This window comes from Fluoribacter dumoffii NY 23 (genome assembly GCF_000236165.1).
Taxonomy (GTDB): Bacteria; Pseudomonadota; Gammaproteobacteria; order Legionellales; family Legionellaceae; genus Legionella; species Legionella dumoffii.
Genome location: NZ_CM001373.1, coordinates 1,172,016 through 1,186,207 on the forward strand (window position 1 = coordinate 1,172,016; position 14,192 = coordinate 1,186,207).

Below are 14,192 nucleotides of genomic sequence, written 5' to 3' on the forward strand. Positions count from 1 at the left end.
GTCTGATATGAAAAATAATAATAAATCTGCACCATTCCATACTATTGAAATAATTAATGAGCTTCTTAAGCAATGTAGCAAAAAAAATATTCCGAATGTAAAAAAAATTTGTTCAAAGACCAAGGAAAATCGTAATACTGGCTCAAAATACCTTAATAAAAGGTGGGAGCAACATCAAGAAGGCGAATTAAGTAAGGACGTGATTTACTTATATTCCAGGTCAATCCCACAGAGAAAAGAGTTACAACATGCTATTATATCTCTGCAATGCCTGGCTAAAGAGTTGGAGATACACAGTGATCTCCTGAATCATCTCCCCAACCACTCCTACCCTTTAGGTAATATTATTCTTCATTCTCTGCAAGAAATTGAAAATAAATTGTTAGTTACTTATTCATATACGAATGAATTAAATAATGATAAAAAGAAACTGGAAGAACAATTGAACCGTATATTGCATGAAAACAAACGTCTAGGTGAAGAAATTAACGAAATGCAACATATCAGCATCAAAAAGAACCAAAAACTTCAGCAACAATTAGATGCTAAAAAAAGAGAGATTTTAGCAGCAAATAATTTAATAAAGTCTTTAAAACGTGAGAAACGCAGACCCACTCTCAAGAGTTTCTTCCATGACTACAATCTGATTATGAACCGAAGTAGTTAATAAGAAATACGCGTACCGTCAAATCAAAATTGTTCTATCAAATTGCATGTCAATAAAAGGAGGTTTTTTTATTTGCCCCTCAATTGTAAAAAATTTAGATTAAATTAATTTTAAAATAAATTGGATCATTTGCTGGGTTTTTAAGCCCAGCCTGCGCTTGCTGTTCTTGTAAGCCATTATTTTCCTTCAATAATAGAAAGTGAAACAGCTGTTTTTGTATTGTTAAAGACTTTTAGGGAGTGCAGACATCAAATAGACGTCACATCCGTATGTGGCAGGCGATTCAAATTGGGATTGATACGGTGGCTTACCTGATATATGGTCTGGAATAAAACCATGCAGCGGCTATCCGCTTTGCCAGTTCTTAAATTCCCGCACCAATACTCTTGATTGGATTTTGTTTTCTTAGCCTCGATTAATTTTAAACCCAAAACGTTGTTCTATGATTACAGTTATAAAAACATTTAGTATTTATGTATACCCAGTAGGTGAACAAAAGCTATAACATCATGAGCTTTTTAGTGTCCTTAATGTTCTTAAAGTAATGGAATAACGTAATTGTTTCACCGGAGCAATACGATGCTCCCAATTCCAACGCACCTCATCAGTCAACAAGTAAGCCGAGCCTCGATCGAGCATGAGTTTATGTTGAGTCTGATGGTCATCCCGTTTTCTAAAATGAATTAGCGTAGGGCTATGTAAAGAAACACCAAAAATGGCTTCAAATACAGCAGCATCTCGATGCCAACCAATTCCTGCATTAATAGGATATTCAGTGAGAAGCACTTCAACAACTTCATCAGAATGAACCTTCAATAACGAGGCAGCATGATCTCTAATTTCCTTCAAAAACACCGGAATAGGCTCGGTCGGTTGCACACTCCGTCGTTCATAAAGGTAATCCATTCCAAAATGCACGACGCGTCGTCTTGCTATCTGCCCAAATAAAGCCACAGGGTTCCATGTGAGGCTTTGTAGTTTTTTAATTAAGTTTTGCTCTTCTTCCGGAGTGATAAAATCTGGGTAATAGGAAAAACCAGGTAAATAAGCCATTGACATTCCTGTAAACATTAAGTCATCGAACCCACTTAATTCATTGTAGCTTATACAGGCCCTAGGGTTTTCCCTAATATCAACATACATTTTTTGATGTATGAAGCCTGTTTTAAACCCAAAATTCTAATTTTTGAGCAAATGCTACGAAAATAAACCTCTAAAAAAGGCTTTAAAGTTATTTTGTTACTACAAAATATCTCGAACCACTTTAAGAGAATAGGGATTTTATTCTGAAAGGAACAAGTGCATGAATAAAGAAAAAATACAGGAACTCATATTTTCTGATAAAGATGAAAAAGAAATAGCAGCAGAGTTAATAAAATGGTTTACCAAAAATCCTGAGCTTATTAAAGAAAGGTATATCTTCGATAGGACAGTTTTTCATCTCTTGGTTTTAAAAAATAAACCGAAAGTATTGGAAGCCCTATTTAGAGATACAACATGGTTATTAATGCAGGATAAGCCCTGGCGAGACATTGCTGTTCTGGGTGATCGGAATAATGCTACTGTTTTTCATTATGCCGTACGAAGTGAAGAAGACACTGAGACATTGAAGGTGCTTTTGGAATTTATTCCCGAACTGATTAATAATACCAATAACTTGGGAAATACTCCCTTGCATGAGGCTGTTTTACACCATAATGTTTGGGCCATACAAACTCTAGTGAATACAGGGAAATGTAATCGTGCTCTCAAAAACGAACATGAAAAAACACCGCTTGATATGGCGGGAAATAACCTTGACTTGAGGAAAGCTCTATTATCGATTGATTTAAGTCGCATAAAATCACTGGATTTGCGATATCGGAAATCTACTCCTGGTTCTGCAGACAAATTGGGAGACTCATTCCCCTTACTCTCCTCCAGGAGTGGATCAGATTACTCCTCATCTCCTTCCACCAGTCTCGATTCCTTTCATTCCTCATTAAGACTTCAAGGAGAAACCTCTCCAGAACGAGATCTTTCAAACTTGAAAATTGTATCGGATCAGGAAAATGCTGCAGTCGCCAGCAGTGAACAGATAAATTTACTTTTGCAGGAATTGGTGGGTGAATACCGAGTAAATAAGCATTCCGCTGAATATTTAAAAGCCCAAAAAAAATTTCATGAGTTGTGCAAAACAAACTTTTTCCCTGAAGACTTCATCTTCGACCCCAAGCTGATTACACATCCTGAGTTTCAAAAAGTGGTCTCAGACGCAATAGGCATCCTATATCCAAGCGTTGATGGCATATATACGCACTTTCAGGAAAAAATTAATATTTTAATGAATCAGTTTATAGTATTGCTGATACCTCATATTTCACTTGAAGATTCTAAACCTCGGGAAGTCCCTTTATTTCCTGAGGCCACACCAAAAAAAAATCAAACATTGAATCTGTTATGGTTCTTAACTGCCTGCCAGGACACCCCTGAATCCAAAAGGGAGTTTAACCTGGAGCAAATCACTAACCAGGCCTTGGGTGTGTTGGGATCTACATCGTTAATTGAGATTTTGATCAACCTAAGAGCTTTATATGTTCACTTTGATGCGGATCAGAAATTAATTGCGAATCTTATTGTATTGCAATTACTATTTTACAGTGCCGTTAACAGGATCGCAGAGGTTCCGACACTCTCTATGCAGTTACGTTTTTTTTGTAACATCAACAGTGACAAGGATAAAGGATTAGGTGAGCTTGGAAGCCAACTTAACCAGCATTTAAAGGAAGTCCTTGAATTGACCTCTGTTTACACTAATTGTCCATTATTACATAATTTTCTCATCTTAAACCAACAATTGCGTTGCCCTGCTTTAATCGATGCTAATAAATCCTTTGATCAGTTAGTTAACCAGGCACTAACTAAAAACCGTGATAACAGAGTAGATGAGGTTTTGTTAATCGCTCACGAATTAAGACAGCTGACCATTACATTTTATCAGAAGGTATCAATTACAGAATTTAATGATGGAAATTGGCTAAAAGCGAATAAAGACATCCTTTCGCCCAATATAAAGGAATTGACGGACAGCTTTAACTTATTGAGCAGTTACTTCTGTTTGAAAATTTTAAGCCAGCCCCCGGAAAATTTAAAAAATGCGCTTCAGTTTATCATTGATTTAGCACAGGTATTATGCCCGCTTAAAGGAGAGAACTATCCTGATCTAAACCATATGATGCTTATAGCGGGTATTCTTAATAACAAAGATATCTCTCGTTTGTATGATAAGGATGCTTTTCGGTTACCGAGCGCTTTCAGGGGGTTGTCAACCAAAGATCTCCATTATCTCGAGGAAATCAATAAATTAATTTCCTCCGATAAAAACTCAAAATACATGCGTGAAGTATACGGTGCATTTAGAAGCGCGCTCCCCTTCTTAGGACTTCTTTTAACTGAGGCTACGTTTGCAACTGATGGAAATCCGAATCCATTATCAAGAGCAGAAGCCCTGGGTATTGTTTTAAAAAAAATACTAGAGGTTAAGTTATTGATTAACTTTGAAATAACTGCCTATCAAACCAATATGACGACATTTATTAAGGAGTTCAGACCCGTTGATGAAGAAAGTCAATATTGGGCTTCTGTCAGATTACAGCCTAGAAAAGCTGATTTATTAGATTTGGAAAATAATATGGCCGCAATCGAATCGGTGCTCGATACGCTCCATAAGAATTTTTTACCAAATAACATACTTCCATGTATTGTGATAAATAAAAAAATAAACAAATCCACTCAGACAGCTGAGGTACTTATTGATTTATATAGTTTACATCTCAAGAGATTTAAAACAGATAAACAGCAAGGCAAGAACAGAGATGAAATCCAACAAGAATCAATTCTTTTCGAACGCTGTTTTAAAAAATTAAAATTGGCTGTTTTGAAAATTATAGAAGTAAATAATCAGTACTATTATGAATTAAAATTAACCGACAAAAAAAATCCAATCTTATTCATCAATTTATTGGATAACTTACGTAAGCAACTTGTCACCTCAGAAGAATTTGAAGAGTTAAACACGTCCAGGAGTTCTCCAAAAACCTTAAAGGAGAAACCATCAAAAGATGCAGGTAAAAGAAAAAGTGTGGTTTTTTTAGATAAAAACATCTTTTTTAAGCCCGAGCCCAAAGAGTCTGATGAAGAGGTAACTCCTTTGGAAAATATGTTTTCTTAAAAATTTGATCAAGAGGTGGTTATGTATCACCTCTACTAATTTGGGTCAAATAAGGAAACAAGTTTATTTATATCAGGATGGTATCCAATGGATTTCCAGTAATTTACATACCCAATCAGCTTTAGTAAGATAATACCCTCTTATTTATTGATTTATATAGGATAATTCATGAAAAGGAATTTAATTTATTTGACTTCGGGTATTGCCCTTTTTACTGGAAGCTTATTTGCAGGCACAATGGGAGCTATAGATAATATCTACCTAAGAGCTGATTTGGGATACAACTTCTTTAATGATCCCTCTGCAATTACTGCGAGTTACCTTTCAAATACGAAAATTAACGCACTTGATACCCATGTTGAAAACAGACTCGGCTATAATGTGGGAATTGGTTATCGGTTTATTCCACAATTAAGAGCAGACCTTACTTTTACCTACCGCCCTTCCATCTCATTTGAAGCCACTGATGATGCCCCCGAAGTGGGTACTGCAAACCTGAGAAACTATACCTTGATGGTTAATGGTTACTATGACATCGACTTCAATTTTCCTGTTATTCCTTATGTAATGGGTGGTATCGGCCTAAGTTCCAATTCAACAGATAATATTTATTGGCCATTCGTCCAGCAAAGTGAATACGGTCACACTGTCAACTACTTTGCCTGGCAAGTTGGTGCAGGTTTGGCTTATGCTTTTAATGCAAATCTGTTAGTTGATTTTAATTATCAATTTGTGGATCTGGGCAAGTTTTCCAATACTGGAAATTATAATACAGGAGGACCTTTTAATCTGGGTTTAACTGGAACACCAACAAGTTTTGACACTTTGTACAGCAATCAAATTCAATTGGGATTGCGATATTATATTTAATCCTTGAATAGATTTATTTGCCAGAAAAATTTTCTTGTAGAGATAACCTGCAACAAGTTATTCGCACAGCCTACTGAAGGGAAGTTGAGGCTCAAAGATTATTTCTTTTGTGTTGCATTATCGGTATTGGGGATGATAAGTAAGATCAACCCCAATAATTTCATAGCGTCTGCCAAAGTCCCGGAAATACCGAAGTTACGAATAGAAGCTTCAAAATCCAATTTATATTGACTGCTACAAACTGGGAATGATTCTCTTCATTTAATCAAAGAAAACAAAGCCCACTTAATATTTAATTAATAATCGATGTGTACAATCCTTGCACCGCAAACTTATTATCTGATTTATCATGCAATCGAAAACTGAAAATCAAAGTTTATATGGAATTACCCCTCCTGACATGCACCTGTTAATGCAACTTAAAAAACGTTCGTCTCTGGAAAAGGGAAAAACATTTCAATGTTATGTGACTTCATTACGACGCCTTTCATCTTTTTTTGATTCTTTGAATGCTTCAATGAGCGAAATACCCGAAAACTATCGATTTCAAATAGCCATTGGCGTAAAAAACGATTTACTCGAACATTGGTTTATCGTAGATTTTTATTATAAAGAAGGTGTTTTTAATACATTTACTCTTGATGCTTTTAATATGCACGGCCCCCTAAAGAGTTTTTTTGATCAACTTAGAGCGGCATTCCCCGATGGTAAGCATTATTATTTTGATGGTCGAGATGGGAACATTCAATATTCAGGGAAGCATTGTCAAACCTTCGTAAGAGAGCATGCAGCATTACTGTTAAACATCTGTCCTGCGGATTTATATGAGTTGCTTGAAAAAGTTACTATACTGGAGGGTAGCAAACATGAGAATATAAAAATGTTTACCCTTGCGGATTTCTCTAAAGAAGGTATGGAGCTATTGACACCCCTTATACGTAGTATTCAGTCTATGAAGGCCTATAATAAGCTTCCTGAAAATATTAAACAATCGAAAGCCTCTACTGATGGAGATTCTTTAGAACAATGGATACAAAAAAAACGAGTTTTTTGCCCGGTTAAGGGGAGCTTCTTGAATTACAGTATTCATGCCAAAGATGCTATTTACGCAAGAAAACTGGAAAAAAATAAAGAAGTCGTCCAAATTTCCGTTGAAGAATATTTAAATGACTCACAAAAACTAGTGTTTTAATCATTTCAGAGCCAATTACGAATTAAATTGGGGGGCTATGCTTAGGCCTACTAAAGCGCAACGTGAGCCTTAACCTGCCAATGAGTAATATAAGAATCTTTATACCCTTCAATTAAAGCCACTTGCAACGCCCATTGCTTTTCCCAGGCCTGTGGTTTAAATGCTTTATTCCAGGCAATAAATAATTTCTTTTGGGAGGGACTTAAGGAAAGTCCATAATGCTCATTCATGAATAAATAAGTGCGCGCGATAACGCCCTTAACTGAATCAGTAGGCTCCAGATGAGACTTGTCATTTTTATTAACGCATCCAAAACAATCCCTTCCCTGAGTGAGCACACCAAGTTCATTTGGGTACGTTTGATTCTCTATTCCTATTTCAGGCCATAAATTATAGAAGTCGGCTTCCACATAGCCAAATTGTTCATTGAACCTCTCACAATATTTTCGTCTTTTAAAAGACATACATTGATTATCCAGGTATAGGGAGGTGCTCCAACAGGCAAACTGCTGCCCAAAATGCGCTCCAGAAAAATTATGGCTCCATTTAGTCTCATATACTCCTGGCAGGAAAGTTGTATTCCCCATGTCGCAGCCTGCTAAAGATCTTTTTTTATTTTCATAACTCAAATAAACAGGTAAGAGTTTTTCCGGCTCAGAAGCATTTTTTTTCCATTGAGAAATCAAACTCGGGGTATGAGCATAACTTGAAGATATAATGCATAATAAGAATATGAACCAAAGCATAAAATACCCGAAAAAAGTTTAAAATCCTTATATTTTTTATTTCCATCCATAGAATGAAGTTATAATAATCCTGCAAATAATAAATCATTAACAAAGTTAATCTTTTTTACGATTTAAAATAACTCATTCTATTTAAAATTTATGCCGTTGCAACCAATATTCAAGCAAGCCCACCTGCCAAAGCTTGGAAATACCCGAGGGAGTAAAATTTTTGGTTGAGTGTGCAAATAAATTTTGAACTGCCTCTAAATTAAAAATACCTCTTTGCTTTATTTTTTCAGGAGAAAGTACTTCTCGCATGAGTTCCAAGGTACTTCCCTCCAAATATTTTAACGCTGGAACCGGAAAATATCCTTTAGGCCGGTCGACAATGGGTTTTGGTAGCATTTTTCTTCCCAGCTGTTTCAAAATATATTTACCTCCCTGGGGTAATTTATATTGAAGGGGCATAGAAAGAGTCAGGTTAATCATTTCTTCATCCAAAAAAGGGACTCTCGCCTCCAGGCTCGCTGACATCGTCATGTTGTCCACCCGACTTAAGGGGCCATTCGCTAATGCGAATGTGCTTTCATATTTAAGCAGATTATCAATTGGGTTTTTGGAATTGTTTTCTTCACACAGCCTATTTAAAAAGTCAGCTGCATGGTATGGGGTTTGGAAGTCCGGCATTACAAGTTGCTGATATTCCTTATAGGGCCGATCTGTGACTCTGCTTGAAATTAATTGGGCCGACTGTGAAGGTAAAGCAGAATTTTTGCTTATATTCTGAAACCAATGATAACCCGCAAAAATCTCATCAGCCCCTTGACCCGAGAGTACTACTTTTACATGTTTTGCAACCTCATGAGACAAAAGATAAAAACCGATATTGTCATGGCTTAGCATCGGTTCAGACATTGCAGAAATACAATCACCCAAAGAATAAGCTAACTGCTTATTAGAAATGAACATCCGCTGATGCCGGGTGTTAAATTTTGTAGCGATCATGTCCGAATATAAAAATTCATCCCCTGATTCGCCTTTGGCTCCATCAAACCCAATGGAAAAGGTTTGGATTTCGGATTGACCAAGACTGGCAGCCATTGCTACAAGTAAAGAAGAGTCCAATCCCCCCGACAGTAAGATGCCGACAGGAACGTCTGCTGCTAATTGACGATGGGTTGCCAATTTCAAAACCTCATAAGTTTCCTTTATCCAGAAACTTTCATCACGAGAATGGTCGGCTTTTGAATTATCAATTTTTAAATCCCAATACCGTTCCTCCTCAATTTTTCCATCAGGATGAACAGTCATGAGACAGCCTGGAGAAAGTTTCTTTACCCCCGATAAAATGGTAAGAGGTTCTGGGACTGCATGAAACATCAAATAGTAATGAAGTGCAACTTTATCAATTGATGTATCCACATCACCAAATTCAATTAAAGCAGGTAATGTGGATGCAAATTTAAATCCATGACGTGTATTTGCAGTATAATAAAGTGGTTTAATGCCTAAACGATCACGGGCAAGTATGAGTTTACCTGATTCTTGTTCCCAAATTGCGAATGCAAACATGCCATTTAAACGATGAACACAGTCTTTTCCCCATGCGTGGTAGGCTTTAAGAAGTACCTCTGTGTCGCAATTTGAAATAAACGAATATCCTTTCGATTTAAGAACCTCGCGTAACTCATTAAAATTATAGATTGCTCCATTAAAAACCAAGGCTAAACCCAAATCCGAATCAACCATGGGTTGCACACCCAAATGGGATAAATCAAAAATTTTAAGTCTTCGGTGGCCTAATGCCATACCTTTTGTGAGGTAAATCTGTCCATCATCAGGTCCTCGATGAAATTGTTTGCGTAGAGCTTTTTCCAGGTTAAAAAGAGGAATATTTTTTTTATTGAATTGGAATTCACCAGCGATACCACACATAGTTACTCCTTTTTTACAATCTTGCAGTGAAAATACTAGACTCATTTACCAGGGGCATCCTGGTATTCAAAAGTTTAAAAAACAAAATTCGGGTCTGACCGCCGAACCGGCTAAACTCTTGCTGTTCCTGATGTTTCAGGGTCTTCATTAAAACGTTTTTTGAACCCTCATTTAAGGGGTCCACTGTTGCGACAATTTCGTTAATATCCTTTTCCTGACTTGCATTATTACTTTCAGAAATAATGTGCTTGATAAACTTTTTACCCAGAATTGCAACTTCAGTCCCATAACCTTTTCCCCAGAAGTCCTGATCAATAATATATGCAATTTCAGCAACATTTTGATGGCCAGCACCTACTTCGGAGAAATCATATAGAGAATGTTTTATGTGCAGGTACCCCATAAACTCTTGAGTACTCTTGTTATAAATTGAAAACACAGAGAATTTGTTTCCTGAGTTCCATCGTTGTGTTTCTTCCTGTAGGAACTCCTTTACGGCAGAAGGTTCCCAGGGCTTCCCATCCCCAAACATCTTTATATTTTGATTATTTCCCAAAAGCCGGGTGTATTTATCCATTAAAAAACTTTCTTCATCCTGGTTCAGGGATCTTGCCATCAATCTGCTTGAATAAATTGTATAGTGATTCAATTCACTTACAATAAGCACATTACCAACTCTTTTTGACATATAAACTTTTTGCTCCATGAGTTACTCCTCAACGTTAGGTAAATACATAACCCACAGCGTTATGCAATGACAGTTTCCCTTCGGTATAGAGGAGTTTGAAGCAAGAATTCACTTACATTGTGCTGCACAATTTCCTTAAGGCTTTGATTATAAGCAAATACTTTGCGTTGCCGTTCAGAGCTGGTACCTGAGTCCATAAGTACTTTAAGGGTCGAAAAATACGTTTGATAGCCTAATTTTTTTATATAAGGGCTTAATTTTTCAATCCATTCATTTATATCTTCACGCATTAATCGGGTTTTTCCCTCTGTGTTCATTAATAATTCAGCATCCAAACCATAACGAATCGCCCTCCACTTGTTTTCACGAGCCAACCAGTAAGGAGGATAGGCTACCGACTCCAGCCAACTTCCATTATCAGCAAACCAATGAGCAAGTGCATGGATAAGAGCGACTAAGGCAAGGGTTTCTGCAAGGGTGGCTGTCCCATCACAAACACGAATTTCTAATGTTCCAAAGCCAGGGCTTGGTCTTAAATCCCACCACAAATCCTTTAGAGATTTAATTGAACCACACAACTTCAATGTCTTATATAAGTTTTCAAAATCTTGCCAGGTTCGAACATGATAAGGTTGACCGGCTGTAGGTAACGCTTCATAGGTAGTTGGTCTGTAAGAAGCAAGCCCTGTATCAATTCCCTGCCAAAAAGGGGAACTTGAAGACAGTGCCAGTAAATGCGGTAAAAAATGCATAAAAAAATTGTTAAAACGAATGCAGTCCTCACCGCTAGACATACCCAGATGCACATGTAATCCATAAACACTCATGCGGCGAGTAAGCCACTGGTTCCGATCAATGAGCTCCTGATAACGGGTTGTAGGAGATACGACCCAATCAGCATACCTGGAAAACGGGTGAGAGCCTGTGGCTGAAAATAAGACCCCTAAATCTTTAGTTGCAAGTTGCAGGGAAGCAAGGCTGTTATAAAGATCATCTTCTACTTCATGGGCTGTACTGCATTTATCAGTATTCACTTCTATAGTACTTAAATAAAATTCCGGTTTAATTTTTTCGAGATGGGTTGTAGCAGCAAGTACCTCGGCAGCTCTTGAGCACAAATTATAATTTTCAGAGTCGATGAGTTGAAGCTCAATTTCTACCCCTAGCGTTAAAACCCCATTACTTTTAAAATAAATTTCTTCATTTTCATCAGCAGCCGATTGTGAAGAAGTGTGGGATGGTTTTAAGAAGTTTTTAATGTGATCATCCATCGATAATCCTCCCTTAGTTTATTAATTCTTGAGAGTGCTAATAATTGCTAAATTGAAAATTACTTACATAGTATTTCGAGGATATTTGTACAGTTCATCGTGAGTACTCGTAACTGCTAATAACACCTCTTTTTTTATTTTCTATTGATATAATTTGTACTCAAATGATTTACCATGGTAATTGCTAAATTATTTTTTTTCAACCTTAAAATAGAAAGTGGCCGGTAATTGCCCAGGAAAAAAACTTATCAAATTAACTGTTGTCATTGACTCAAGTAGAAGATCTACATCCTCCCAAAAGAGGAAAATTAATGTGGATTTTATAGATAGAATTAAAAAGTTAACAAAAAATATGAACTAGATACAACCATAGTGATAAGAAGGCATGTAATTATTTTTACGAGCCCTCCTATAGTTTATTTTGCCACTTGGATACAATAGATAAACGCCTTTAACTAGTTAATCTCAACTGAATTATTAGCATTGGTGTCGGGCGACAATCATTTCAACCTATAAACAGGTAAACACAATTTATGAGTGATCTTCAAAAAAGAATTGGCGAAGCGACAGATCAACTGGAGCATGGTTCTAAAGACATTATTCTTGCATTACGTAACATTATGCAACAAATGGATTATCACTCCAGAAGGCTAAATAAACTGTACGGTTTAACAGTCCCCCAAGTTATTTGTTTATATGAAATTTATGAACAAGGCATAATGACAATATCTTCGCTTTCCAAAAGGGTCTATTTATCAATGAGCACTTTAGTCGGGGTTATTGATCGTTTAGAGGAAAAAAATTTCGTAAGCAGAACCCGAGATATTAAAGACAGGCGTAACATTTATATTGATATAACCCCAAAGGGTAAGGAATTTGTACAAGAAGCACCCTACCTTTTGCATAACCGCTTGAATGAAAACCTCAAGAATGTAACAAAAGAAGAGCAAAATATTATTTCTAATGCCCTTCACTTGTTGGTTAATTTTTTACGGGAGATCTAACCTCTCACCCTGCCGGAATTTTTTTTGCTGAAGCCATAGGGTGGAGTTCTGCCAGTAATTAAATGTCAATATTGTGATTCAAATTTGACGAACTGTTCTTCCAATTTCCATTGCAGTTTAGCCTTTGGGTTCGCATTTAGAAAATTCCGGCATGCGGGTGTTGTCTGGTCTTTTTCAGATATAATGGGGGTACAAGCATCATTCATTGCCGTGTATTGTGAATTTTGCCAAAGATTGTCACCCGGTAAAAATGCAAAATACAAACTGTTTCGGGCTAATTGTTTCAGAGTGCGGTAAGAAAGCTTTTGTTCTTCTACGGCACGCTCATATTGGCGAGTTAAAGGTTCGCGGCTTACTCCCTCATCATCAGTTGATAAGGCTACAGGCACTCCATATTCCAAATATAAAGCCAAGGGATGATTGTTTCCTTTGATGCCCAAAATATAATCGTTACTGCTTAAATTGACTTCAACCATTACTTCTTTTTGTGCCATTTTATTTAGTAATTCGTACACATTATGTTCGTATTTAATATCAACACCATGGCCAATTCGCTCTGCAGAAGCAGTTTCTACTGCTTCATAAATATGAAATGTAAGTCCTTCTGGAGTAACTAATTGAGGATTAAGCTCACCCGCATGCAACGTAATATGAACATCAGGATAGAGTCGATGCAAAAAAGCTACCATTTGCATATGTAATCTATAGTCGCGCATTGATATTGTTCCATCTTCTGTCTGAACCATATTAATGCCCACAATACGCGGATCGTGTAAAGCAGATTCAAATCCTGCAAGTAATTGCGCAAAAACCATCTCTGGAGGCTGTTCTCTACGAACCTGATATAAATAACGAATTGTGATTTGGCACCCTGCCTGTTCATCATTAGTGCCGCATTGTTGTAATGCATTCTTTTTCGCTTCATCCTTGTCCAAATTCTCAGAAATATGTGCTACTATCTGATTAAAATTAGCGCTTAATAAATGATTGCGCAGCTTTTCCAAATCCGCATCCCACCCCACTTGCTTACCTAGCTGACTGGCTTCATTCCCATCGGGGGTAGTCATAATTTCTAAATAGAGTTCATTTTGCGCAGCCGCCCGCTCAGTTATTTCAGCTAAAATTTCTCCTGCATGCAGTTTGGTAATGAGGCTAAATTTTCCAAAAGCATTAAAAAAGTGATCATGTCCTGATTCGTTTTCCATTTTATCGAAATGGCGCATCGACCATGCGTCAATTAAAGAATCATATAATTTTTTATTAAATGAGACAGTAGCCAAATAATCTTCTGTCCTGCATGAAGGATTAATCAAAACCGATAAATTGTTCCTATCAATACACAAATTATCCGTCTCTGCATAATGAATCAGGTTTTCAGCGAATGAGGAGCCACTTTGGTGCATATGTAAATCTCCCCCTTTAGGCATTTGGGTGAGAAATTTTTTTAGGATACTCGGAGTGGTTTTTATGGAATCGAAATAGGCTTGAGTATTTTCTTCAGCGCTTGCATATGCAGGAACTTGAACTAAAAACAAACAGATTAAATAAAAAAGCTTATTCATATTGGCAATAATTTACATAAACTGTTGGGTATTTTTACATAATGAGGTCATTTGGTCAATCAATT

The 14,192-nt window shown here is 36.8% G+C and carries 11 protein-coding genes; 5 read left to right on the plus strand and 6 right to left on the minus strand.

Annotated elements, in window-relative coordinates; genetic code table 11:
* Positions 1-7 precede the first annotated feature (7 nt).
* Entirely contained in the window at positions 8-667 is a 660-nt protein-coding gene (locus tag KYQ_RS05425; RefSeq protein ID WP_010653579.1) for a hypothetical protein, read from the plus strand.
* Positions 668-1,174: 507 nt separating this feature from the next.
* Here the strand turns inward: KYQ_RS05425 and KYQ_RS05430 are convergent.
* Positions 1,175-1,720 (minus strand): alpha-ketoglutarate-dependent dioxygenase AlkB, encoded by a 546-nt coding sequence (locus KYQ_RS05430; RefSeq protein ID WP_010653578.1) that lies wholly within the window; start codon positions 1,718-1,720, stop codon positions 1,175-1,177.
* A 250-nt stretch (positions 1,721-1,970) separates the two neighbouring features.
* Here KYQ_RS05430 and KYQ_RS05435 point away from each other — a divergent pair, with 250 nt between their 5' ends.
* From KYQ_RS05435 to KYQ_RS05445, 3 genes are all read left to right on the plus strand, one after another.
* Entirely contained in the window at positions 1,971-4,877 is a 2,907-nt protein-coding gene (locus tag KYQ_RS05435) for a RasGEF domain-containing protein (RefSeq protein ID WP_019349720.1), read from the plus strand.
* Positions 4,878-5,045: 168 nt separating this feature from the next.
* Positions 5,046-5,747: an outer membrane protein gene (locus KYQ_RS05440; protein WP_019349721.1), complete on the plus strand. Its 702-nt coding sequence runs from the start codon at positions 5,046-5,048 to the stop codon at positions 5,745-5,747.
* A 349-nt stretch (positions 5,748-6,096) separates the two neighbouring features.
* Positions 6,097-6,939 (plus strand): hypothetical protein, encoded by an 843-nt coding sequence (locus KYQ_RS05445; RefSeq protein WP_010653575.1) that lies wholly within the window; start codon positions 6,097-6,099, stop codon positions 6,937-6,939.
* Positions 6,940-6,989: 50 nt separating this feature from the next.
* Here the strand turns inward: KYQ_RS05445 and KYQ_RS05450 are convergent, their stop codons facing one another.
* The 4 genes from KYQ_RS05450 to KYQ_RS05465 all read right to left on the minus strand — a co-directional run bounded on the left by KYQ_RS05450 (position 6,990) and on the right by KYQ_RS05465 (position 11,561).
* Positions 6,990-7,685 carry an endonuclease gene (locus KYQ_RS05450; RefSeq protein WP_010653574.1) on the minus strand — a complete coding sequence of 232 codons (696 nt, stop codon included), beginning with the start codon at positions 7,683-7,685 and terminating at the stop codon, positions 6,990-6,992.
* 132 nt (positions 7,686-7,817) lie between these two features.
* Positions 7,818-9,602 carry an N-acetylglutaminylglutamine amidotransferase gene (locus KYQ_RS05455; protein ID WP_010653573.1) on the minus strand — a complete coding sequence of 595 codons (1,785 nt, stop codon included), beginning with the start codon at positions 9,600-9,602 and terminating at the stop codon, positions 7,818-7,820.
* Between the two features lie 13 nt (positions 9,603-9,615).
* Positions 9,616-10,308 carry a GNAT family N-acetyltransferase gene (locus tag KYQ_RS05460; RefSeq protein ID WP_019349722.1) on the minus strand — a complete coding sequence of 231 codons (693 nt, stop codon included), beginning with the start codon at positions 10,306-10,308 and terminating at the stop codon, positions 9,616-9,618.
* A gap of 41 nt (positions 10,309-10,349) precedes the next feature.
* Complete coding sequence (locus KYQ_RS05465) at positions 10,350-11,561, minus strand: carboxylate-amine ligase (RefSeq protein WP_019349723.1); 1,212 nt, start codon at positions 11,559-11,561, stop codon at positions 10,350-10,352.
* A 533-nt stretch (positions 11,562-12,094) separates the two neighbouring features.
* Here KYQ_RS05465 and KYQ_RS05470 point away from each other — a divergent pair.
* Entirely contained in the window at positions 12,095-12,565 is a 471-nt protein-coding gene (locus KYQ_RS05470; RefSeq protein WP_010653570.1) for a MarR family winged helix-turn-helix transcriptional regulator, read from the plus strand.
* Positions 12,566-12,630: 65 nt separating this feature from the next.
* Here the strand turns inward: KYQ_RS05470 and KYQ_RS05475 are convergent, their stop codons facing one another.
* Positions 12,631-14,127, minus strand: coding sequence for an adenosine deaminase family protein (locus KYQ_RS05475; protein ID WP_019349724.1), 1,497 nt, complete (start codon positions 14,125-14,127; stop codon positions 12,631-12,633).
* Between the last annotated feature and the right edge of the window lie 65 nt (positions 14,128-14,192).

Excerpts from the sequence above, each read along its gene's own strand:
- KYQ_RS05475 (WP_019349724.1), bottom strand. The coding sequence starts at position 14,127 with ATGAATAAGCTTTTTTATTTAATCTGTTTGTTTTTAGTTCAAGTTCCT.
- KYQ_RS05445 (WP_010653575.1), top strand. The coding sequence starts at position 6,097 with ATGCAATCGAAAACTGAAAATCAAAGTTTATATGGAATTACCCCTCCT.
- KYQ_RS05470 (WP_010653570.1), top strand. The coding sequence starts at position 12,095 with ATGAGTGATCTTCAAAAAAGAATTGGCGAAGCGACAGATCAACTGGAG.
- KYQ_RS05425 (WP_010653579.1), top strand. The coding sequence starts at position 8 with ATGAAAAATAATAATAAATCTGCACCATTCCATACTATTGAAATAATT.
- KYQ_RS05440 (WP_019349721.1), top strand. The coding sequence starts at position 5,046 with ATGAAAAGGAATTTAATTTATTTGACTTCGGGTATTGCCCTTTTTACT.
- KYQ_RS05460 (WP_019349722.1), bottom strand. The coding sequence starts at position 10,308 with ATGGAGCAAAAAGTTTATATGTCAAAAAGAGTTGGTAATGTGCTTATT.
- KYQ_RS05430 (WP_010653578.1), bottom strand. The coding sequence starts at position 1,720 with ATGGCTTATTTACCTGGTTTTTCCTATTACCCAGATTTTATCACTCCG.
- KYQ_RS05455 (WP_010653573.1), bottom strand. The coding sequence starts at position 9,602 with ATGTGTGGTATCGCTGGTGAATTCCAATTCAATAAAAAAAATATTCCT.
- KYQ_RS05435 (WP_019349720.1), top strand. The coding sequence starts at position 1,971 with ATGAATAAAGAAAAAATACAGGAACTCATATTTTCTGATAAAGATGAA.
- KYQ_RS05450 (WP_010653574.1), bottom strand. The coding sequence starts at position 7,685 with ATGCTTTGGTTCATATTCTTATTATGCATTATATCTTCAAGTTATGCT.
- KYQ_RS05465 (WP_019349723.1), bottom strand. The coding sequence starts at position 11,561 with ATGGATGATCACATTAAAAACTTCTTAAAACCATCCCACACTTCTTCA.